We start from the raw sequence: 19,897 nt of genomic DNA on the forward strand, positions 1-19,897 counted from the left end.
GAGCAGGCGCGGTTCACGGTGATCCGCAAGATAGCCATCGGCGATTTGCAGCCCGGCATGTATGTCGTTGATCTGCACAAATCCTGGCTGGAACACCGCCTCTGGCGCAACCGCCTGATGATCCGCGACCAGGCGCAGATCGACCGCCTGCGCGAGGACGGTATCGTCGAAGTCAGCATCGATACCCGGCGCGGCAAGGATGTCCCGGTTCCTGCGCCGAAGGAAGCCCGTCGGCCGGTGCCGATGTTGCCGCCCAGGCCTGCGCCACGGGTGTCCCTGGGCGAGGAAAGACGGCGTTCGGCCCGCCTGTTGAACGAGGGGGCAGTTCTGCTCGACGAGCTGACCGATGCGGCCCGGGCCGGGCAGCGGGTCGACGCATTGCGTCTGGAGCCGCTGGTGGCCCGAATGATCGAATCGGTGGCGCGCAATCCCGATGCGCTGGTTCCCCTGTCCCGGCTCAAGCAGATGGGCGAGTACGACAATGCCCATGCCGTGGCAACGGCGGCGCTGATCATTGCGCTTGGTCGTCAGCAGGGGCTGGCCGCGCCCGAAATCGAGAAAATGGCGCTCGGGGCCTTGCTCAAGGACATCGGGCTGGCGGCCATTGATACGCGTTTGGTCGACAAGTCGGGGCAGCTATCGCATGCCGAGTATGTGCAGGTACAACGCCATGTCGAGGAGGGCCTGGCGGTGCTCGAAGCGACCGCCAGCCTGCCGGAAACGACGGTGGCGGTGGTTCTTGAGCACCACGAGCGTTTCAACGGCAGCGGCTATCCCTACCGCATGGCCGGCGAAGGGATTTCACTGGCCGGCCGGCTGGCGGCGATTGTCGATAGCTATGACGCGATGACCTCCGACCGCCCGTATCGTGCCGCGCTATCGCCGACGGTGGCATTGCGCCAGCTTTACGAGCAGGGCGGCAGCCAGTTCGATCCGGCGCTGGTCGCCGGCCTGGTCCGCACCCTTGGCATTTACCCGGTCGGTACCCTGGTGCTGCTCGAAAGCGGGCATCTGGCGGTGGTCGAGCAGGTGCATGCCGAGCAACCGTTGAACCCGGTGGTCAATGTCATCTACCACGCCGGGCGGCGCCAGTATTGCGCGCCGGTGCAGGTCGACCTGGCCAGGAAAGTCGGTAACCACTACGGGCAGATCGTCCGCGCCGAAAGCTTCCAGCGTTGGGGGCTCAGTCCGGAGCGCTGGCAACCAGCCTGATCAAGCGGGCAATCGGCGTCGGTACGCCAGCCGCAGCGGCTTTGCTCAGCGGCAACCATGCGCTGCCGGTCTCGCCGGTTGCCGGAGGCGCCTGGACACGGCAGAGCACCGGTTGCAGGGTCAGCCGGAAATGCGTGAACGCGTGTTTCAGGTCAGGCAGCTTCCGCTGCGCCAGGGCGCACAGACCGCGCGCCGCCAGCACCTGCTCCGGTTCGCCTTCCGGTGGCACCAGCAGGCCACCCCACAGGCCGCTCGGCGGTCGCCGTTCGAGTAGCAGGCGCTGGCCGTCGGTGATCAGCACGAAGGTCGCGTTGCGTTCCGGCATCGGCGCTCGCGGCCGGGCTTCCGGCAAGGTTTTCTGGCGCCCTTCGCGGCGGGCGACGCAGGCATCGGCAAAGGGACAGGCCGGACAGTGCGGCGTGCCGCGCGTGCACAAGGTCGCGCCGAGGTCCATCAGGCCCTGCGTGTAGGCCTCGATGCCGGTTTCCGGGAGCAGGCTTTCGGCGAGTTGCCAGAGTTTGCGTTCAACCGGAGCCGAGCCCGGAAAACCGGCGATGCCGAAGACCCGGCATAGCACTCGCTTGACGTTGCCGTCGAGGATTGCGGCCCGCTCGCCGAAACAGAAGGCAGCGATGGCGGCGGCCGTCGACCGGCCAATGCCGGGAAGTTCGGCGAGTTCGGCCGCAGTTCTCGGGAAAGCCCCGCCATGCTGCGCGACGATCTGCTGGGCGCAACGGTGCAGGTTGCGCGCCCGGGCGTAGTAACCGAGTCCGGCCCAGTGTTTGACGACGCGCTCGATCGGCGCCGCCGCCAGCGCCACAATATCGGGAAAGCTGCTCAGGAAACGCTGGTAATAGGGGATCACCGTGGCGACCTGAGTCTGCTGCAGCATGATTTCCGACAGCCAGACCCGGTAGGGGTCGCGGCTACCCTGCCAGGGCAGGTCGTGGCGGCCGGCAGTCTGTTGCCAGGCGATCAGTCGTTGGGCAAAGCTTTGTTCTTTCGGCAAATTTCGTCTCGACGCGGGAAGCGGGAGCCGGGATAATACGGCGTTTTTTCCGTAGTGAATGCCATGACCCAGCCGCAAACCGATACCCGCGCCCTGCGCAATGCCCTTGGCCGCTTTGCCACCGGCATCGCCATCGTCACGGCGATCGATCCGGACGGCCATCCGATCGGGCTGACGGTCAATTCCTTCTCGGCGGTTTCCCTGCAGCCGGCGCTGGTGCTGTGGTGTCTCGACAACGGCTCGCACAATCTGGAAGCCTTCCGCAAGTCAAGTCACCACGCGATCAACATCCTCTCAGCCGAACAGCAGGATCTCTCCAACCGTTTTGCCACCTGGCCGGCCGACCGCTTTGTCGGACTGCCCTGGCACGCCGGCGTCGGCGGCGCACCGGTATTCCCCGGTTGCTGCGCCAGTTTCGAAGTCGCCAACGAGAGCGCGCTGCCGGGCGGCGATCACACGATCTTCGTCGGCCGCGTCGAGAAATTCAGCGAAGCCCCGCAACTGGCGCCATTGTTGTTCCACGCCGGCCGGTACCGCAAACTGGCCGGGGTCTGATCCGGCAGTTCAGTTAGGCAGTCCTGCCCGGTCCGACTGGCGTCGGCGGGGATGATTGCCGGAGATGGGCAGGCCGCCCACGCCGTTGTCGCTGGTCCATTGGATCAGGGCTTCCCTGATCAGCCGTGCCTCGCCGGCGCTCAATTCGTCGTTGGCCAGCGCGATCCGCATCATTCCGCGCAGCAGGGTCTGTTGCAGGAAGGGATGGCTGACCTCTTCCAGCACCCGGGACAGGTCGCCGGCCGTCAGGCGCTGGTCGAGGGTACGGGTCATCGACTGACCGAGTTCGAGGTCTTCGTAGAACTCGCGGATCACCGTGTCGAGCAGCGGGCTGTCGATACCCAGCGCGCGCAGGATGTCGTCCTGTTCGATCAGTTTGTACTCTTCCGGCTCAGCCACACCGTCGATCAGCATGCCGAGGGCGAGGATGCGGGCAATGGCCTTGGGGCTGTTGTTTGGGTAATGGCGCATTTTTGTCTCCTGGGAATGGTTGAATCCTGCCGGGGGTTCCGGTCCGACTGATTATGCGGTGCCTGCCGGGGAAAATGTCTTACCCGGCACGATCGGCTACCATTCGTGATCAGATCGTTACATATCGCAACCATTTAGAACAAAACCGAATCGGCTGGTGCAGCGCGAGCGACAGACGGAAATCCTCGGACCCGCATTGAATTGCCGGTGATCCAGGACTAGAATCTCGCCTTCACCGCCCGAGCGGGCGTCGTATAGTGGCATTACCTGAGCTTCCCAAGCTCATGAGGAGGGTTCGATTCCCTTCGCCCGCTCCAGTCGCCGGTCCAATCAGCCCTCCTGTCTTGCGGAGGGCTTTTTTGTGTCCGGAAGCCCGGGGGCGCGGGATTCGCCGGCGGCTTCCAGCAATTCCCGGATGAAGGCCTGCGCCGGTAGCGACAGCACTTTCCCTTTCAGATGAACGATGGACCACGGCTGGCGGATCGGGAAGTGTTCGACGTCGAGGATGGCCAGTCCTTGTTCGGCGGGGTCGGCGGCTAGCGAATGTCGCGACAGGATGGCCAGGCCGAGGCCGCTGGCGACGAGGTCGCGGATGGCTTCGTTGCTGGCGACGGTGAGGCGGACGGTCGGTGTCAGGCCGAGTTGCTGCAGGTGACGGTCGACGGCGGCGCGCGAGCCGGAGCCGGGTTCACGCAGCAGGAAGGATGCGCCGGCCAGTTCGGCCGCCGTGCAGCGCCGGCCGGCGGCGGGGTGGTCGAGTGGGGCGATGACGACCAGCGGATTGTCGAGGAAGGGGCGGACGACGATGTCCATGTCAGCCGGCGGCAGGGACATGATGTAGAGGTCGTCCTCGTTGCCGCGCATGCGGGCGACGACGCCGGCGCGGTTGGTGATTTCCAGCTGGACGTCGATTTCCGGGTAGCGGCGGCAGAAGGCGCCGAGCATGCGCGGCAGGAAGTACTTGGCGGTGGTCACCAGGGCGACGCGCAGACGACCGCTGTGCATGCCCTGCAGGGCACCGATGGCCGAATCGAAGCGCGCCCATTCGTCGTCGAGCGCTCGTACTGTTGCCTGCAGTTCCTCGCCGGCAGCGGTCAGGCGGATGTCGCGGCCGATCTGCTCGAACAGCGGCAGGCCGATCGTTTCGCTCAATTGCTTGATCTGGATCGAGACCGCCGGCTGGGTCAGGTGCAGCGTCTCCGCCGCTCGCGAAAAGCTGCCGAGACGGGCGACGCTGGCAAAGGTTTCGAGCTGACGCTGGGTAATGTGGCGGCGGTTCATATAAGTAAAAGCAAATGATTTGACGATAAAGTTTAATTGGATTTAATCGATCGAAAAAGGGATAGTCGCGCCGTCGCGGCCCAGCCGCCTGCCGGAATGTTTCCATGCCCTTCGAACCCGTCATCCTTTTCTTCCTGCTCGGTGCCCTGGCCGGTCTGATCCGCTCCGACCTGCGCATTCCTGCCGTCCTCTACGAATCGCTGAGCATCTTCCTGCTGCTGGCGATCGGCCTGAAAGGTGGCGTCGAACTGGCGCGCTATCCGCTGGGCGACCTGGTATTTGCGGCCGCCTGCGTGGTGCTGGCCGGGGCGCTGATTCCGTTGATTGCTTTTCCGGTGCTGCTGCGCGCCGGCAAGATGGCGCGTGCCGACGCGGCGTCGATTGCTGCCCACTACGGTTCGGTGAGCGTCGTCACCTTCGCCGTCGGCAGTACCTTCCTGGCCGGGCAAGGCGTCGAGGCTGAGGGCTACCTGACGGTTTTCCTGGTCCTGCTCGAATTCCCGGCGCTGATGATCGGTATCTGGCTGGCCCGCCGGGGCGAGGGTGGCGGTGATTGGGGCAAGGTGCTGCACGAGGTCTTTGCCGGCAAGAGCATCGTCCTCCTGCTGGGTGGCCTGGTGATCGGCTGGGTTGCCGGTAGCGAGGGCTTGAAGCCGCTCGACAAGCTGTTCTTCGACCTGTTCAAGGGCATGCTGGCGATCTTCCTGCTCGAAATGGGCCTGGTGGCTGCCAGCCGCATCGGCGATCTGCGCCGGGCCGGCTGGTTCCTGGCCGGCTTCGCCATCGTCATGCCGCTGGTGTCGGCCGGCATCGGCATTGCCACCGGCCTGCTGCTCGGCCTGTCGGTCGGTGGCACGACCTTGCTGGCGACGCTTTACGCCAGCGCCTCCTACATCGCGGCGCCGGCAGCGATGCGCATTGCCGTGCCGGAAGCCAATCCCGGCCTGTCGATTGGCGCCGCGCTCGGCATCACCTTCCCGTTCAACCTGCTGGTGGGCATTCCGGCCTATCATTGGCTGGCCACCACCCTGCATGGAGTTTTCGCATGAACCGCCCGTTGCAAACCCGCAAGCTGCTGACCATCGTCTGCGAGGCCGCCCTGGAAAAGCGCCTGGAAAAGGAGCTGCCGCAGTTCGGCGCGCACGGCTACACGATTTCCGACGCCCGCGGCAGCGGCGCCCACGGTCGGCGCGACGCGGCCTGGCCGGCCAGCGCCAACATCCGGGTCGAGGTGCTGTGCGACGAGGCGGTGGCGGAAACCGTCATCCGCCACCTGGAAGCGCAGTATTTCACCAGCTACCAGCTGGTCGTCTTCCTGTCGGACGTACAGGTGTTGCGGGCGGAGAAGTTTTAACCCAGCAGGTTTAGCCTAGCAGCTTGCGCTGATCGAGGAATTTTTCGAGGATTTCCAGCCGGCTCAGCGGGTCTTCGAGTTCCAGCAGCTTCTGCTTGGCCAGGTTCTGCACCGGCAGCACTTCGGTCAGACGGTAGCCGACCCAGGCCGCGTCGTCGTAACGGTGCGGTTCCGGCATGCGCGCCGGGCCGAGATCGCCGATCACGCGCTGGAGTAAAGGCAGCAGGCGCTCGCGATGCTGTGGCAGCGGCACTTCCGGCTCGGCGATCAATTCGACGCTGGCGATCAGCAGCTTGTCGGCGCCGACCTCGTGGTCGAGGATGCGGAAACGCCGGCCGCCGAGGGCATCGATCATCAGGATGCCGAGCTGCTCCATTTCCCAGTTGGCAATGCGGGCCAGGGTACCGACGGTGTGCGGCACGGCAGCTTCGCCGACTTCGGCGCCGGCGTCGATCAGGCAGATGCCGAAGGGCGTGTCTTCCTTGAGGCAGGCGGCGGCCATGTCCAGATAGCGTTGCTCGAAGATCTTCAGCGGCTGCACGCCGCCGGGGAAGAGCACGGTGTTGAGCGGGAACAGCGGGATGCGCAGGGTTTCGACGGCGGCGCCGCCGGGCGAACGCATGAAATCGAACCAGCCCATCTCAGTCGGCCTCGCCCCAGCGCCGCATCAGCGTGTGACCGACGCCTATCTGGTCGAGGACGCGGGCGACGACGAAATCGACGATGTCCTGCACGCTCTGCGGGTGCTGGTAGAAGCCCGGGCTGGGCGGCAGGATGACGGCACCGGCGCGCGACAGGCGCAGCATGTTTTCCAGATGGATCGCCGAGAACGGGGTTTCACGTGGAACCAGCACCAGCTTGCGGCCTTCCTTGAGGACGACGTCGGCGGCGCGTTCGATCAGGTTGTCGGAAAGGCCCTGGGCAATCGAGGCCAGCGTGCCCATCGTGCACGGACAGACGATCATCGCGTCGGGCGGGTTGGAACCGGAGGCGACCGGCGCAAACCATTCCTCGCGGCCGTATACCTGCAGGTTTTCCGGGTGGGCAACGTTGAAGCGGGCGAGCAGGGCAGTGCGCGCCTCGGCAGGCCGCGACGGCAGCTCGAAATCCATTTCCTGACGGGCCACGATCTGCGCCGCCTGCGAATACAGCAACTGCACGCGACAGCCGGCGGCGAGCAGGCATTCGAGCAGGCGCAGGCCGTAGGGCATGCCCGAGGCGCCGGTCAGGGCAAGGCAGACGGTTTGGCTCATCGTGGGAAATCCGTGGCAGGCGTATCAGCCAGCAGTTTAGCCGCGATCAGGCCGTTGATGGTGCCGAATACCAGCGCCGCGCCGGCAAACACCGGGGTGAGCAGGAAGACGCCGTCGTGCGGGATCAGCCAGGCGCGGGCAAGCAGCAACTGGCCGCCGATGTGGGCAAAGGCGGCCAGGATCGACAGGCTGACCGGACCGAACCAGCGGGCCGGTAAATGGCGGGCCAGACCGAGCGTGAGCAGGCTGAGCGTGGTTCCGGTCAGCGACAGGAAGAAGCCGGGGGCGAGGAAGTAGCCGAGCAGCAGGCTGCCGGCCAGCACGCGCAGGACGCTGACCCAGACCGCCGTACCCCAGCCGTAGCGCAACAGCACGACCAGTGTGACGATATTGGCCAGCCCCGGCTTGACGCCGGGCAGCGGCGAGGGAATTGCCGCATCGACCAGCGACAGACCGACGGCGGCGGTGGCCAGCCAGGCGACGCGCCGGTCCTCGGCGGTGACGGTCAGTTCAATAGCTGATCGAGTCATAGACACGGGTCCGGCCGGTGATCTGCAGGCTGACGCGATTGGGGGCGCAGATGGCGATTTCGCCGGGGCGCATCAACCAGCCTTGCTTGACGCAGTACTGGCGCGGGCCGGGGTCGGAAACGACACGGGCGCGGCCGGGTTCGACGGCGATCAAGGTGCTGCCGAGCGGACCGGGGACTTCGATCTGCTTCCTGGCTTTGAGGTCGATATCGGCAAAAATCTGGCCCTCCTGGCGGACGATTGCCCGGTCGGCCATGCCGCCCTGCCAGAACATCGGGATGCTCAGTCCGACCAGCACGGCGGCCAGTCCGATGATCAGCCAGTCGCCGGGCAGCAGCAGCGCCAGCCAGCGCATCAGCCGGCCAGGGTGCGGTGACGGACCAGGACGCGGGCCTGGCCGGCGAATTGCCGGGCCAGGGTCTCGGCCAGGTAGACCGAACGGTGCTGACCGCCGGTGCAGCCGATGGCGACGGTCAGGTAATTGCGGTTGTCGCGCACGTAGCTGGGCAGCCAGTCGCCGACGAAGCGGGCGATGTCGTCGCGCATGCGGGCCACTTCAGGCTGGGCCTCGAGAAATTCGATGACCGGACGGTCGCGCCCGGTCAGCGGGCGCAACTCGGGATCGTAGTGCGGGTTGGGCAGGCAGCGTACGTCGTAGACCAGGTCGGCGTCGAGCGGCAGCCCGTGCTTGAAGCCGAAGGACTGGAACATCAGCGTCAGGCCCTGGCCGGGCTCGGTTTCGATGAACTGGCGCACCCATTCGCGCAGCGCATTGGCCTTGAGGTTGCTGGTGTCGATGCGGTGGCCGAGGTCCGAAATCGGCGCCAGCATCTCGCTTTCCAGGCGGATCGATTCGGCCAGCGTGCGGTTGTCGCCGCCCAGCGGGTGGCGCCGGCGGGTCTCCGAATAGCGCTTGAGCAGCGTTTCCTCGCTGGCGTGCAGGAACAGGAAATTGTGCCGAACGCCGTCCTCGGTGAGCTTCTTGAGCTTCTCCGGGAGCAGGCTGATGCCGCCGCCGGAACGGGCATCGATGGCCACCGCCACCTTGCGCACCTTCTCCTCGCGCAACATGCCGGCGAGTACCGTGAGCATCACCACCGGCAGGTTGTCCACGCAGTAATAACCGGCGTCCTCGAGCAGGTGCAGGGCGACGGACTTGCCTGAACCGGACAGGCCGCTGATGAGAATGAGTTCCATGGAGGCAGAGCATAATCAACGGGGCGGCAGCCGGCAAGCTGCGGGGTGCTGTCTATATCGACGGGAGTTGGCGTTATCCACGCCAGGGGCTTATTCTCTTGGGATGTGCAGGCAGGGCAACCTATCGGGAACTCGGTTGATTCAAACAAAAGCCTCCGGACTTCGGTTCACTGGCTCGCCAGCCGGAGGCTAGGGTAGACTTCCAAACTAAAACGACGCCTGCAGAATTGCAAGGTTGGAAAATGCAGGATGACGGCTATCTGTCGTCAGGAAAAGCGAATTGAGGAATTAGGAGACGCTTTCGCAACGGCTGCGGTGTTTTCTATGCGCGGGAGAGATTAGATGAAGTGCGTGGAGTTATACGCTGGTGCTGGCGGACTAGCCATGGGCGTTCACCTTGCTGGGTTTGAGCCTCAAGCTGTCGTCGAATGGGATAAATGGGCGTGCGACACCATCCGCGAGAACGGGGTATGCGGTTATCCGCTCGTGGCAGGCTGGAATGTCCATGAAGGCGATGTCAGAGCTTTTGATTGGGAAAGTATCGGCGAAGGCATTGACCTTCTCGCTGGTGGCCCGCCGTGCCAACCTTTCTCTGTCGGCGGAAAGCACAAAGCACATGACGACAGCCGCGACATGTTTCCCGCAACGGTAGATATCGTGCGCAGACTGCGCCCACGAGCCTTCATCGTTGAGAATGTGAAAGGACTGACCCGTTCGTCGTTTGCAAACTACTATCAATACATCTTGTTGCAACTGACATTCCCCGAAGTCGGGAAGCGGAATAGCGAGGATTGGCTGAGCCATTTCCATCGATTGCAAAAGGAAAAGGCCTCGGGCAAGGCAATCGGTAACGGACTGACCTACAATGTTGTTCCGACCCTAGTGAACGCTGCCGATTATGGCATCCCACAAAAGCGGGAGCGGGTCTTTGTCGTCGGATTCCGTGCTGATCAGGAGGTCGAATGGTCTTTTCCGAAGGCAACACATAGCTTTGACGCCCTCCTTTATGACCAGTTCGTCAGCGGTGAATATTGGAAGCGGCATGGTATTAAACAACTGCCAATACCTGAGAAGCACATCTCGCGCATCAGAAAGCTGGGAATGTTTCCGCCAGATACGCTTCCTTGGAAAACCGTGCGCGATGCCTTAGTAGGCTTGCCAGATCCAGAATCAACGATGGCAAAAATCTTCCCCGACCATCGTTTCCAAGATGGTGCCAAGGTTTATCCAGGTCATACGGGGAGTCCGCTTGACCTGCCTGCAAAAACCCTGAAGGCGGGGGGGCACGGCGTTCCCGGCGGCGAAAACATGCTTGTTCGTGAAGACGGAAGCGTTCGCTACTTCACCGTAAGAGAGGCCGCGCGTATCCAGACTTTCCCTGATGGCTACCGCTTCCATGGTTCGTGGACGGAAACCATGCGGCAACTAGGTAATGCGGTTCCCGTCATGCTTGGGCGGATCGTTGCCGCCAGCGTTGCCGAGAAACTTGCTCTTGCGCAGATGCAGCAACTTGCGAGTACTCCCGTGAAGGCCAAGGGTGTTGCATGATGGCGGATATCATCCCTTTCAACCCGCTGGATAAAAGGAATCTAGGGGCAAGTGTTGCTGAAGCGATGCTCGCAAGCAAGGTGCATCCGCTCGGAGATTTGCCTGAATTCAAGGGGGCGGGCATTTACGCTATTTACTACGCAGGCAACTTTGCTCCGTATGCGGAGATTGCAAAGCGGAACAAGGATTCGAAGACAGCTCCCATCTATGTTGGTAAGGCTGTTCCTGCGGGGGCCAGAAAAGGTGGTGGAGCAGGAACAAATGGCGGTAAACCACTATTCAATCGCCTGGCCGAACACGCGGAAAGCATTCGTGCCGTCGAAAATCTGGACGTCAAGGACTTCTATTGTCGCTTTCTCGTCGTTGACGATATTTGGATTCCCCTGGGCGAGTCCTTGCTGATCGCTCGTTATTCGCCAGTTTGGAATGCGCTTATCGACGGTTTCGGAAACCACGACCCTGGCAGTGGGAGATACAACGGCATGAGACCCCGCTGGGATCTCCTTCATCCGGGACGGGCCTGGGCGGCAAAGTGCAGACCAAGACCAGAGTCACCTGAAGACATTGCACGTGATATCGAGACCTATCTTCGGAACTCGACTTTCCCGATTTCTGACCGTTTCATCGTATCTGACGATTGAGTTTATTCTTGTGAACCGACTAACCGAAGGGCTTGCGGCATGACCCCCACCATCCCCCTTCCCGATTTGCCCTTTCTCGCCGAACTGACGGCGTTGCGCCGCGACATCCACGCGCACCCGGAACTGGCTTTCGACGAATACCGCACCGCCGACATCGTCGCCCGCGAACTTGAGCGCTACGGCCTGGTGGTGCATCGCGGCCTGGCCCGTACCGGCGTGGTTGGCGTGCTCAAGGCCGGCAACTCGTCGCGGATGATCGGCCTGCGCGCCGACATGGACGCCTTGCCGCTGGCCGAGATGAACGAATTCCCGCATCACTCGAAGCACCCGGGCAAGATGCACGCCTGCGGCCACGACGGCCATACCGCGATGCTGCTCGGTGCCGCCCGTTACCTGGCGAGCCATCCCGATTTCGACGGTACCGTCGTCTTCATCTTCCAGCCGGCCGAGGAATCCGAGGGCGGCGCGGCAGTCATGATTGAGGACGGTCTGTTCGAGCAGTTCCCGGTCGAGGCGGTGTTCGGCCTGCACAACTGGCCGGGAATTCCGGTCGGCGAGATGATGGCGATGCCGGGGCCGGTGATGGCCGGGACCTGTGGTTTCGAGATTCATGTGCGCGGTCACGGCTGCCACGCGGCGATGCCGCACCAGGGCATCGACGCCATCGTCACCGGTTCGCAACTGGTGCAGGCGCTGCAGACCGTGGTCAGCCGCACGCTGCATCCCTGCGATGCTGCTGTGGTCAGCGTCACCCAGTTCCATGCCGGCGAGGCCTGGAACATCATCCCGGAAGAAGTCGTGATGCGCGGCACCATCCGCACCTTCAAGCCCGAAGTCCAGGAGGCCGTCGAGCGTGCCATCGAACGCCTGTGCAGCGGCATCGCCTCGGCCAACGGGGCGCAGATCAGCGTGCGTTTCGACCATCGCTATCCGCCGACGGTCAACAGCCCGGCCGAGGCCCGTTTCTGTCAGCAGGTGGCGGCCGAGGTGTTCGGCGAGGACAAGGTCTTGCGCGACACCCTGCCGTCGATGGGCGCCGAGGACTTTGCCTACATGCTCAAGGAAAAGCCCGGCTGCTACGTGTGGCTGGGCAACGGCCCGGGGACGGGCGGTTGCACCCTGCACAACCCGCATTACGACTTCAACGATGAACTGTTGAAACTGGGCGTCGCCTACTGGGCGCACCTGGTCCGGCGCGCCCTGCCGAAAAGCTGAGGCTTATAGCCGGAAGCGGGAAATCGATTCGTTGAGCGCCCGCGAAACGGCGTTCAGGCGGGCAGCGTTGTCGACCACGTCGTTCAGTGCCTGATCGTTTTGCGCGATCAGGTTGCGCACCTGCTCGACGTGCGATTCGATCAGCCGCTCGTTTTCGTTCTCGACGGTAACTGCCTGGGCGATCCGGCGAACCACGGCATTGACCTCCTGCGAACCGGCATTCATCCGGTCGAAGGCTTGGCGTGACTGGTTCGACAATTCGACGCTCTCGCCAACCTGCAGCAGGCCGGATTCCATGCCCTGCACCGCGCGCTGGGTACCGGACTGGATGCTCTCGACCATGGCCGAGATTTCGGCCGTCGATTGCGCGGTCCGTTCCGCCAGCTTGCGCACTTCGTCGGCAACCACAGCAAAACCGCGGCCCTGTTCGCCAGCGCGAGCCGCTTCGATGGCGGCGTTGAGGGCGAGCAGGTTGGTCTGGCTGGCAATGTCGGAAATGACGCCGAGGATGGAACTGATCTTCGCCGACTGCGCACCCAGATCCTGGATATGGGCCGCCGTTGCCTTGACCGAGCCGGCCATGGCCTCGGTTTCGGCCGCCGCACGGCTGGCCAGCTCGGCCCCGCTGCCGGAAGTCTCGCTGGACTCGCCGACGATGCGTTCGGCTTCGCCGACGGCCTGCATGACGCTGCCCAGCCCGGCGGCGAGCTGGTGTACGTTGTCGACCATGTCCTGGGCGTAATTCAGTTGCTGCCGGCTGCCATCGGCAACCTGCTGGGTGGCCTTGCCGACCTGGTCGGCACTGCGTTCGACGTCGCGTGCATGTTCGGCCAGGGTGCCGACCAGTTGCCGCAGTTGCGACTGCATGCGGGCCAGCGCGGCGAGCAGGCTGTTCTGTTGCTCGGCATCGACATGAATGGTCTGGCTGAGGTCGCCGGTGGCTACGGTGCTGGCGACTTCGCGGGCATAGGCCGGCTCGCCGCCAAGCTCGCGACGGACGTAGGCGAGCGTGGAAAAGACGCTGACGCCGCCAATCAGGATGGCGAGGGCGGTCAGTAGCAGGGTGATGAGTTGGCGATTGTCGGCGGCAGCGGCGACCCGGCTGCGTTCTTCCTGGGTCTTCTGCTTGAGGATTTCAAGATCGTCGAGCAGCGCCTGCTTGAGCTTGCGCCAGGCCGGGGTTTCCTTGCTGTTGATCAGCGTCTTGGCTTCCTCGACGTTGCCGGCCTTGAGTGCGGCCATGACCAGTTTCTGGGCTTCCGACTGTTCGGCGGCCAGGGCTTCCAGGGTGGCCAGCGAGGCGCTGAATCCGTCTACCGCTTTGGCGCTGGCCAGCGCCGATTGGCGGGCGGTGGCGAAATCCTCGCGCGCTTTTTCGAGGTTCTTGTAGGCCCGCGGGTTTTCCGGGTCGAGCGTGATGTTGCGCAGCGCCTGGCCCATCTGCAGCCCCTGGGCGTACATTTCGCTGTAGTCTTGGCGCAGTGCCCCAGTGCCGTCGAGAAACTCGCCAAAGCTGCTCGAGGTGGCGCGCAGGCCGCTGTAGGCGACGACGATGGCTGCGACGAAGGCGGCGATGATTAGGGCCATGCCCAGCATCAATCGGTTACGAAAGCTCATTGAATTCCCCCTGTTCTATAAGGGTTTCATTGTAATCGGCTGTCGTTATTTTTTGTCAGCGGCTTGCCAGCATGTCGTCGACGCGACGAATGGCGCTGGCGTGCAGCAGTTCCTGCTGCAGCCTTGACGATAACTCATCGTCGGCGATGGCCAGGTAACGCTGGTTCAGATCGATGACGATGGGCAGGCTGGCGACGAAGGCGGCAAAGTCCCTGACCGGCATGGGCTGCCGTTCCATCAGGGCAAAGGTCGTGATCACCTTGATGGCGTGCCAGGCCAGTTTGTCGATGTTGGCGCTGAAATGGTCGAGCCGGCCGAAAGCGCGTTGCAGGGCGCCGGCCGCATCGGCAAACGGGGCGCCGTGGCCGGGGATGACGATGTCGATCGCCAGCCGCGACAGCTCTTCCAGCGTTGCTCTGGTTGCCGCCAGTCCGTCGGCGGTGCCGAGCAATTCCGGGAAGACCACGCCGAAGCCGTTTTCCCAGAGCGCGTCGCCGGAAATCAGGATGCGCCGTTCGGGGTTGTAGTAAGCCAGCGCATCCATGTCGTGCCCAGGAACGGCGATGGCCCGCCAGTTGAGGCCGCCGAGTTCGAGTTCGTCGCCGGCATGGATCAGTGCGTCGTGGCGAAAGATGGCAGCCTGCTGGCCGAGCGGCGACAGCAGCAGGGCGGCTTCGTCCCATTCGGCGATGGTCGCCTGCATGCCGGCCGGAACCACGATTTCGCAATCGAATGCCGTTTTCAGCGCGGCGTTGCCGCCGATATGGTCGGAATGCGAGTGGGTGTTCACCAGCCGTGTCAGTTGCCGTCCTTCCAGCGCCTGCCGGACCAGGGCCAGGGTTTGTTCGGCATGGGTGACGTAGCCGCTGTCGATCAGCGTGGCCCGGTCGTGATCGATGCACAGGACGTTGTTGGCCGACAGCCAGCCGCGTTCGAGAACGCGCAGACTAGCCGGCAGCTGGACCGTCACGCTGGTGTATCCGGGTCGGTCGAGCTGCTCGGCTGGGTGTCGATAACGACTGGCTGGAGTTCGACCACGACGTCCGGAACACTTTCGGGTGGGCGGCCGCAGCCGAGGCAGTAGCCGGAATCCGGGTCGGTCATGCAGATGCCGACGCACTGGTAACGGGTTTCGTTTGCCTCGTTCATGGCTTTCCTGCAGCGGCGGACGCCTGCCGGCGTTCGGCGACCCGTTCGAGGACCGTCAGTCGGGTCGCGTTGTCGAAAGCGGACCAGCCGGCGATCTCCTCCAGTGTGCGCTGGCAGCCGATGCACAGTCCGCTGAGCGGATCCATGCGGCAGATGTTGATGCAGGGGGAGGCGGGGGGCGTGCTCATTAGATGATGATGTAGCGTTGCTGGTTGTTGCGGGATTTCTCGACGGCCGCCCTGGCTTCGTCACGTGAGACGCGAACCAGGGTCGCCAGATGCTGACGCCGGTCGCGGCTGGAAAGTTCCGGGAAACTGATGGTTTGCGCATCGTCGTCGGCGTTGGCGTCATGCACGATGCCCAGGCGGTCGATCCGGATGCTGACCGGGGTCAGGCTGAGCGCGCTTTCCGGGTGGCGCAGGAAATCGGCGAGCAATTCCACCAGGTTTTCCGGCATCAGTGCCTCGTCGTCCCGGCGCAACTGCATGTCCAGTTCGACCAGGTGCCGGGTGTGCTGCTCGTGTTCGGCCATCGGGTGGCTGTGCTGCCAGGCCGCCAGTTGGGCGTGTTCTGCCGACAGGTCGGCACGCAGGCCCTGGCGCTCGCGGCGCAGGGTTTCGACGTGGGCGTTGAAGGTCTGCAGCAGGCTTTCCAGTGCCCGCGCCTGCAACCGTGAACGCGTCATGTCCAGGTCGCAGCAGGGTTCGATCAGGGTCTGGCCTGAGAAGAAGAGGACTTCCTGTGGCACGTCGGCGCGGATGATGTTGCCCTGCTGGGCCATGCCGAAATGCTTCTTCTGCTGGCGACGGGCCGCCAGCATTGCGCAGAAGCAGTCGCTGCGCCAGCATTCCGGCTTCTCGAGAAAGTCGCGGACCGCCTGGCTGCGCCCGAGCATGTCGTCGATGTCGTTGGCGGTGGCGAACAGCGCATGGACCAGCGCATCGCTGCCGAAAGCCTGGCGGTTGATCTGGATCGGGCCAGGCAGTGCGGCGACCAGTCCCTGGCAGTAGCCCAGCGCGTGTTCGACGGCGCCCAGCAGATGTTTGTCCAGCCGGGGCGCTGCGCGGACCAGCGGGTCCACTATCCCGATCACCCGGTCGAGCGCGGCCGCCACCGCGGGGTCGGGTGGTGCGGCCGGTTTCAGGAGATCGGTGATGGCGCTGAGAAAGCTCACTCGTCGGCAGTACACAAGGCCCGGCCGGCGCGGGCGCCGTTCGGTCGGTTGAGGGCGCGGGAAATCCAGTCGCCGGTAGCCGCCAGTTTAGCCAGATCGATGCCGGTTTCAATGCCTAATCCATTGAGCAGATAGACCACATCCTCGGTGGCGACGTTGCCGGAGGCGCCTTTCGCGTAGGGACAGCCGCCGAGGCCGGCGACCGAAGCGTCGAAAACCGCCATGCCCTGCATCAGGGACGCGTAAATGTTGGCAATCGCCATGCCGTAGGTGTCGTGATAATGCCCGGCGAGCTTTTCGATCGGGACGACGCGGGCGCAGGCTTCGATCATCCGGGCAATCGAGCGGGGATTGCCGACGCCGATCGTGTCGCCGAGCGAGACCTCGTAGCAGCCCATGCCGTAGAGGATGCCGGCAATCTCGGCCGCCTTTTCCGGCGCTACCTCGCCCGAATACGGGCAGCCGACGACGCACGACACATAGCCGCGCACCGGGATTTCCAGCGCCGAGGCGGCGGAAACCACTGGCTCGAAGCGCTTCAGGCTCTCCGCAATCGAACAGTTGATGTTCTTCTGCGAGAAGGCCTCCGAGGCGGCGCCGAAAATCGCCACTTCATCCGCGCGGGCCGCGACGGCGCCGTCGAAACCCTGCAGGTTCGGCGTCAGCGCCGCGTAGGTGACACCCGCCCGGCGCTTGATGCCGCCCAGCACGGCGGTGTTGTCGCCCATCTGCGGCACCCATTTCGGCGACACGAAGGAAGTCGCCTCGATCACCGGCAGTCCGGCATCGGCCAGGCGCTCGATCAGTTCGATCTTGGTTTCACTCGGGACAAGCTGTTTTTCGTTCTGCAGTCCGTCGCGCGGGCCGACTTCGACGATCTTGACCTTGGTTGGCAGCATCAGGCGTCTCCTTCGAACTCGACCAGCGCCGCGCCGTCGGTCACCTGTTCGCCGGCGGCGTAGCAGAAGGCCTTGAGCGTGCCGGCGGCGGGGGCGGTGATGGTGTGTTCCATCTTCATCGCTTCGAGGATCAGCAGCGGTGTGCCTTTTTCCACCTTCTGGCCGGGCTGGGCGAGCAGGGCGACGACCTTGCCGGGCATTGGCGCGGTCAGGCCGCCGCCGTGGCTGTCGCCGGCATCGACGCGGTGCAGCGGGTCATCGCGCAGGAGTGAGTACGTGCTCCCTTGCAAAAACACTGTGCGCTTGTCGTCGACGGCGACGACGCTGGCGATCAGCCGGCGGTCGTCGAGTTCGACGGCAAAGCGGTCGCCTTCCAGCTTCCTGCCGCTGGCCACGGTCGTTTCGCCGCCGAGCGAGATTTCCCACCGCTCGCCGAGGTAACGGACGCGGGCTTCGACCAGCGTCTCGCCGTCCATGAAGCTGATCGTGCGTGCGGCCGACAGGTTCATGCGCCAGCCGTCGCGCGCGTGCCAGGGCGAGAACGGGTCGCCGCTGTGCTGCGCGGCCTGCTTGGCGGCGTGCTGTTCCCAGAGCAGTTCGCCGACCGTGGCGACCAGCAGCGCGTCGCGCGGCACCGGCTGGGCGGCGGGGAAGAGGAAATCCTTCTGCCGCTCGATCAGGCCGGTATCGAGGTCGGCCTTGCCGAAGGCCGGGCAGGCGACCAGGCGGGAGAGGAAATCGATGTTGGTGGTCAGGCCGGCGACGCGGTAGTCGGCCAGTGCCTTGCGCATGCGCGCCAGGGCGCCGTCGCGGGTTTCGTCCCAGACGATCAGCTTGGCGATCATCGGGTCGTAGAAGGGCGTGATTTCGTCGCCTTCCTCGACGCCGGTATCGACGCGTACATTGATCGACTCGGCCGGCGGCACCAGGCGCACCAGCTTGCCGGTGGCAGGCAGGAAGCCCTTGTTCGCGTCCTCGGCATAGATGCGCGCTTCCAGCGCGTGGCCGCGGATTTCCAGCTGTTCCTGACGGAGCGGCAGCGGCTGGCCGGCGGCGACGCGCAATTGCCATTCGACCAGGTCCTGGCCGGTGATCATTTCGGTGACCGGGTGCTCGACCTGCAGACGGGTGTTCATCTCCATGAAGAAGAAGCTGCCGTCCTGGTTGGCGATGAATTCAACCGTGCCGGCGCCGACGTAGCCGACGGCCTTGGCCGCGGCGACCGCCGCCTCGCCCATCTCGCGGCGGCGCGCCTCGGTCATGCCTGGCGCCGGGGCTTCTTCGAGCACCTTCTGGTGGCGGCGCTGCACCGAGCAGTCGCGTTCGAACAGATAGACGCAGTTGCCCAGCGTGTCGGCGAAGACCTGGATTTCGACGTGGCGCGGCTTGGTGATGTATTTCTCGATCAGCACATGGTCGTCGCCGAAGCTCGACAGCGCCTCGCGCTTGCACGACGCCAGCGCGTCGGGGAAGTCCTCGGATTTCTCGACCAGGCGCATGCCCTTGCCGCCGCCACCGGCCGCCGCCTTGATCAGTACCGGGTAGCCGATCTTTTCGGCCTCGGCATGGAGCAGCGTCGGGCGCTGGTCGTCGCCGTGGTAGCCCGGCGTCAGCGGCACCTTGGCCGTGCCCATCAGCTTCTTGGCTTCCGACTTCGAGCCCATGGCGCGGATCGCCGAGGCCGGTGGGCCGATGAAGACCAGTCCGGCCTGGGTCAGGGCTTCAGCGAACTCCTCGTTTTCAGAGAGAAAGCCGTAGCCCGGATGCACCGCCTGGGCGCCGGTGCGCTGGCAGGCCTCGATGATCTTGTCGGCCACCAGATAGGACTCCCGCGCCGCCGCCGGTCCGAGCAGCACGGCCTCGTCGGCCAGGCGCACGTGGCGGGCGTTGGCGTCGGCTTCGGAATAGACGGCGACGGTACGGATGCCCATGCGGCGGGCGGTTTTTATTACCCGGCAAGCGATCTCGCCGCGATTGGCAATCAGAATCTTGGTGAACATCGTTTTACGCCTCCATCCAGTTGGGCGAACGTTTCTCAAGGAAGGCGGCAATACCCTCGCGTGCCTCGGGCGTCGCCCGCAAATGGGCGATGCGGTGGGCGGTTTCCTCGACCAGGGTGTGATTGACCGGCTGGTGATCGACAGCGCGGATCAGGTCCTTGGCGGCGGCCTGCGCGTTGGGGCCGCCGGCGAGCAGCGCGGCGACGATCTCGGCGACCTTGGCGTCGAGCGCTTCCGGTTCGGCGACTTCATGCACCAGCCCGATCTCGCGGGCGCGGACGGCGTCGATGCGTTCGGCGCTCTGGAAGTAGCGCGTCGCCTGGCGGGCGCCGATGGCGCGCAGCACGTAGGGCGAAATCGCCGAGGGAATGATGCCGAACTTGACCTCGGAGGTGGCGAACACCGCCTTGGTCGACGCGACGGCGATGTCGCAGGCCGAGGCCAGGCCCATGCCGCCGCCGAGCGCGGCGCCTTGCACGCGGGCGATGGTCGGCTTCTTCATCTCGGCCAGGGTGCGCAGCATGCCGGCCAAGGCGCGGGCGTCGTTGAGGTTTTCATCGATGCCGTTGTTGGCGGCGCGGCGCATCCAGTTGAGGTCGGCGCCAGCCGAGAAACTCTTGCCGCGTCCGGCGAGGACGACGACGCGGACGTCGGCATCCCCGTCGAGGGCGATGCAGGCGGCGGTCAGTTCGGCGATCAGGGTTTCGTCGAAGGCGTTATGCAGGTCGGGCCGGTTCATCCAGATCGTGGCGACCGGGCCGGTGAGTTCGATTTCCAGGGAAGTCAACATGG

General features: G+C 64.5%; 23 protein-coding genes and 1 tRNA gene. 8 read left to right on the forward strand and 16 right to left on the reverse strand.

Going from position 1 to position 19,897, the window contains the following annotated elements:
* Positions 1-18 precede the first annotated feature (18 nt).
* Positions 19-1,212, forward strand: coding sequence for an HD-GYP domain-containing protein (locus G471_RS0102820; RefSeq protein ID WP_028993992.1), 1,194 nt, complete (start codon positions 19-21; stop codon positions 1,210-1,212).
* Here G471_RS0102820 and mutY read toward each other — a convergent pair.
* Positions 1,184-2,221 (reverse strand): A/G-specific adenine glycosylase, encoded by a 1,038-nt coding sequence (gene mutY, locus G471_RS0102825; RefSeq protein WP_028993993.1) that lies wholly within the window; start codon positions 2,219-2,221, stop codon positions 1,184-1,186. The genes G471_RS0102820 and mutY overlap by 29 nt on opposite strands.
* Positions 2,222-2,284: 63 nt before the next feature.
* Here mutY and G471_RS0102830 point away from each other — a divergent pair, with 63 nt between their 5' ends.
* The gene (locus tag G471_RS0102830) at positions 2,285-2,776 is read left to right on the forward strand and encodes a flavin reductase family protein (protein ID WP_028993994.1); all 492 of its coding nucleotides are present in this window, start codon (positions 2,285-2,287) and stop codon (positions 2,774-2,776) included.
* Between the two features lie 9 nt (positions 2,777-2,785).
* Here the strand turns inward: G471_RS0102830 and G471_RS0102835 are convergent, their stop codons facing one another.
* Positions 2,786-3,247, reverse strand: coding sequence for a tellurite resistance TerB family protein (locus G471_RS0102835; RefSeq protein ID WP_028993995.1), 462 nt, complete (start codon positions 3,245-3,247; stop codon positions 2,786-2,788).
* A 243-nt stretch (positions 3,248-3,490) separates the two neighbouring features.
* On the opposite strand from G471_RS0102835, the gene G471_RS0102840 reads away from it, so the two are divergent.
* Positions 3,491-3,564 (forward strand) — tRNA-Gly (locus G471_RS0102840).
* 13 nt (positions 3,565-3,577) lie between these two features.
* On the opposite strand, the gene G471_RS0102845 is transcribed toward G471_RS0102840, so the two are convergent.
* Positions 3,578-4,528 carry a LysR family transcriptional regulator gene (locus tag G471_RS0102845; protein ID WP_028993996.1) on the reverse strand — a complete coding sequence of 317 codons (951 nt, stop codon included), beginning with the start codon at positions 4,526-4,528 and terminating at the stop codon, positions 3,578-3,580.
* Positions 4,529-4,632: 104 nt separating this feature from the next.
* Here G471_RS0102845 and G471_RS0102850 point away from each other — a divergent pair, with 104 nt between their 5' ends.
* On the forward strand, positions 4,633-5,577 hold the full coding sequence (locus G471_RS0102850; protein WP_028993997.1) for a sodium-dependent bicarbonate transport family permease: 945 nt from the start codon (positions 4,633-4,635) through the stop codon (positions 5,575-5,577).
* Complete coding sequence (locus G471_RS0102855; protein ID WP_028993998.1) at positions 5,574-5,882, forward strand: P-II family nitrogen regulator; 309 nt, start codon at positions 5,574-5,576, stop codon at positions 5,880-5,882. Before G471_RS0102850 ends, G471_RS0102855 begins: the two co-directional genes overlap by 4 nt.
* A gap of 10 nt (positions 5,883-5,892) precedes the next feature.
* Here G471_RS0102855 and G471_RS0102860 read toward each other — a convergent pair whose 3' ends face one another.
* Genes G471_RS0102860 through rapZ form a run of 5 tightly spaced genes read right to left on the reverse strand, consistent with a single transcriptional unit; the run spans position 5,893 to position 8,862 of the window.
* Positions 5,893-6,522 (reverse strand): LON peptidase substrate-binding domain-containing protein, encoded by a 630-nt coding sequence (locus G471_RS0102860; protein ID WP_081700072.1) that lies wholly within the window; start codon positions 6,520-6,522, stop codon positions 5,893-5,895.
* Position 6,523: 1 nt separating this feature from the next.
* Positions 6,524-7,135 (reverse strand): flavin prenyltransferase UbiX, encoded by a 612-nt coding sequence (locus tag G471_RS0102865; protein WP_028994000.1) that lies wholly within the window; start codon positions 7,133-7,135, stop codon positions 6,524-6,526.
* Entirely contained in the window at positions 7,132-7,665 is a 534-nt protein-coding gene (locus G471_RS0102870; protein ID WP_028994001.1) for a Gx transporter family protein, read from the reverse strand. The genes G471_RS0102865 and G471_RS0102870 overlap by 4 nt, the downstream gene beginning before the upstream one ends.
* Positions 7,646-8,020, reverse strand: coding sequence for a NusG domain II-containing protein (locus G471_RS0102875; protein ID WP_028994002.1), 375 nt, complete (start codon positions 8,018-8,020; stop codon positions 7,646-7,648). The genes G471_RS0102870 and G471_RS0102875 overlap by 20 nt, the downstream gene beginning before the upstream one ends.
* Positions 8,020-8,862 (reverse strand): RNase adapter RapZ, encoded by an 843-nt coding sequence (gene rapZ / locus G471_RS0102880; RefSeq protein WP_028994003.1) that lies wholly within the window; start codon positions 8,860-8,862, stop codon positions 8,020-8,022. The genes G471_RS0102875 and rapZ overlap by 1 nt, the downstream gene beginning before the upstream one ends.
* Before the next feature lie 342 nt (positions 8,863-9,204).
* On the opposite strand from rapZ, the gene G471_RS16485 reads away from it, so the two are divergent.
* Genes G471_RS16485 through G471_RS0102910 form a run of 3 tightly spaced genes read left to right on the forward strand, consistent with a single transcriptional unit; the run spans position 9,205 to position 12,266 of the window.
* Positions 9,205-10,410: a DNA cytosine methyltransferase gene (locus tag G471_RS16485; protein WP_043420642.1), complete on the forward strand. Its 1,206-nt coding sequence runs from the start codon at positions 9,205-9,207 to the stop codon at positions 10,408-10,410.
* Positions 10,407-11,051, forward strand: coding sequence for an Eco29kI family restriction endonuclease (locus tag G471_RS18585; RefSeq protein ID WP_088177943.1), 645 nt, complete (start codon positions 10,407-10,409; stop codon positions 11,049-11,051). Before G471_RS16485 ends, G471_RS18585 begins: the two co-directional genes overlap by 4 nt.
* 39 nt (positions 11,052-11,090) lie before the next feature.
* Complete coding sequence (locus tag G471_RS0102910; RefSeq protein WP_043420645.1) at positions 11,091-12,266, forward strand: M20 aminoacylase family protein; 1,176 nt, start codon at positions 11,091-11,093, stop codon at positions 12,264-12,266.
* Positions 12,267-12,269: 3 nt separating this feature from the next.
* Here the strand turns inward: G471_RS0102910 and G471_RS16490 are convergent, their stop codons facing one another.
* The 8 genes from G471_RS16490 to G471_RS0102950 are packed head-to-tail and all read right to left on the reverse strand — an operon-like array spanning position 12,270 to position 19,895.
* Positions 12,270-13,883, reverse strand: a complete 1,614-nt coding sequence (locus G471_RS16490) for a methyl-accepting chemotaxis protein (protein WP_081700073.1) — start codon at positions 13,881-13,883, stop codon at positions 12,270-12,272.
* 55 nt (positions 13,884-13,938) lie between these two features.
* Positions 13,939-14,853, reverse strand: a complete 915-nt coding sequence (locus G471_RS0102920) for an MBL fold metallo-hydrolase (protein WP_028994010.1) — start codon at positions 14,851-14,853, stop codon at positions 13,939-13,941.
* Positions 14,850-15,032 carry a DUF1289 domain-containing protein gene (locus G471_RS0102925; protein WP_028994011.1) on the reverse strand — a complete coding sequence of 61 codons (183 nt, stop codon included), beginning with the start codon at positions 15,030-15,032 and terminating at the stop codon, positions 14,850-14,852. The genes G471_RS0102920 and G471_RS0102925 overlap by 4 nt, the downstream gene beginning before the upstream one ends.
* Positions 15,029-15,220, reverse strand: coding sequence for a DUF1289 domain-containing protein (locus G471_RS0102930; protein ID WP_028994012.1), 192 nt, complete (start codon positions 15,218-15,220; stop codon positions 15,029-15,031). Before G471_RS0102930 ends, G471_RS0102925 begins: the two co-directional genes overlap by 4 nt.
* On the reverse strand, positions 15,220-16,206 hold the full coding sequence (locus G471_RS0102935) for a hypothetical protein (RefSeq protein WP_028994013.1): 987 nt from the start codon (positions 16,204-16,206) through the stop codon (positions 15,220-15,222). The genes G471_RS0102930 and G471_RS0102935 overlap by 1 nt, the downstream gene beginning before the upstream one ends.
* Positions 16,203-17,108, reverse strand: coding sequence for a hydroxymethylglutaryl-CoA lyase (locus G471_RS0102940; protein WP_028994014.1), 906 nt, complete (start codon positions 17,106-17,108; stop codon positions 16,203-16,205). The genes G471_RS0102935 and G471_RS0102940 overlap by 4 nt, the downstream gene beginning before the upstream one ends.
* On the reverse strand, positions 17,105-19,105 hold the full coding sequence (locus G471_RS0102945) for an acetyl/propionyl/methylcrotonyl-CoA carboxylase subunit alpha (RefSeq protein ID WP_028994015.1): 2,001 nt from the start codon (positions 19,103-19,105) through the stop codon (positions 17,105-17,107). Before G471_RS0102945 ends, G471_RS0102940 begins: the two co-directional genes overlap by 4 nt.
* Before the next feature lie 4 nt (positions 19,106-19,109).
* Positions 19,110-19,895, reverse strand: a complete 786-nt coding sequence (locus tag G471_RS0102950; protein WP_028994016.1) for an enoyl-CoA hydratase/isomerase family protein — start codon at positions 19,893-19,895, stop codon at positions 19,110-19,112.
* Positions 19,896-19,897 lie beyond the last annotated feature (2 nt).

Source organism: Azonexus hydrophilus DSM 23864, assembly GCF_000429605.1.
Classification (GTDB): Bacteria; Pseudomonadota; Gammaproteobacteria; order Burkholderiales; family Rhodocyclaceae; genus Azonexus; species Azonexus hydrophilus.

Bases quoted from the DNA above. Each gene is read 5' to 3' on its own strand.
- G471_RS0102860 (WP_081700072.1), bottom strand. From the start codon at position 6,522: ATGGGCTGGTTCGATTTCATGCGTTCGCCCGGCGGCGCCGCCGTCGAA.
- G471_RS0102945 (WP_028994015.1), bottom strand. From the start codon at position 19,105: ATGTTCACCAAGATTCTGATTGCCAATCGCGGCGAGATCGCTTGCCGG.
- rapZ (WP_028994003.1), bottom strand. From the start codon at position 8,862: ATGGAACTCATTCTCATCAGCGGCCTGTCCGGTTCAGGCAAGTCCGTC.
- G471_RS0102850 (WP_028993997.1), top strand. From the start codon at position 4,633: ATGCCCTTCGAACCCGTCATCCTTTTCTTCCTGCTCGGTGCCCTGGCC.
- G471_RS16490 (WP_081700073.1), bottom strand. From the start codon at position 13,883: ATGAGCTTTCGTAACCGATTGATGCTGGGCATGGCCCTAATCATCGCC.
- G471_RS0102830 (WP_028993994.1), top strand. From the start codon at position 2,285: ATGACCCAGCCGCAAACCGATACCCGCGCCCTGCGCAATGCCCTTGGC.
- G471_RS0102930 (WP_028994012.1), bottom strand. From the start codon at position 15,220: ATGAGCACGCCCCCCGCCTCCCCCTGCATCAACATCTGCCGCATGGAT.
- G471_RS16485 (WP_043420642.1), top strand. From the start codon at position 9,205: ATGAAGTGCGTGGAGTTATACGCTGGTGCTGGCGGACTAGCCATGGGC.
- G471_RS0102875 (WP_028994002.1), bottom strand. From the start codon at position 8,020: ATGCGCTGGCTGGCGCTGCTGCTGCCCGGCGACTGGCTGATCATCGGA.
- G471_RS0102950 (WP_028994016.1), bottom strand. From the start codon at position 19,895: ATGTTGACTTCCCTGGAAATCGAACTCACCGGCCCGGTCGCCACGATC.
- G471_RS0102865 (WP_028994000.1), bottom strand. From the start codon at position 7,135: ATGAGCCAAACCGTCTGCCTTGCCCTGACCGGCGCCTCGGGCATGCCC.
- G471_RS0102835 (WP_028993995.1), bottom strand. From the start codon at position 3,247: ATGCGCCATTACCCAAACAACAGCCCCAAGGCCATTGCCCGCATCCTC.
- G471_RS0102870 (WP_028994001.1), bottom strand. From the start codon at position 7,665: ATGACTCGATCAGCTATTGAACTGACCGTCACCGCCGAGGACCGGCGC.
- G471_RS0102855 (WP_028993998.1), top strand. From the start codon at position 5,574: ATGAACCGCCCGTTGCAAACCCGCAAGCTGCTGACCATCGTCTGCGAG.
- G471_RS0102845 (WP_028993996.1), bottom strand. From the start codon at position 4,528: ATGAACCGCCGCCACATTACCCAGCGTCAGCTCGAAACCTTTGCCAGC.
- G471_RS0102910 (WP_043420645.1), top strand. From the start codon at position 11,091: ATGACCCCCACCATCCCCCTTCCCGATTTGCCCTTTCTCGCCGAACTG.
- G471_RS18585 (WP_088177943.1), top strand. From the start codon at position 10,407: ATGATGGCGGATATCATCCCTTTCAACCCGCTGGATAAAAGGAATCTA.
- G471_RS0102925 (WP_028994011.1), bottom strand. From the start codon at position 15,032: ATGAACGAGGCAAACGAAACCCGTTACCAGTGCGTCGGCATCTGCATG.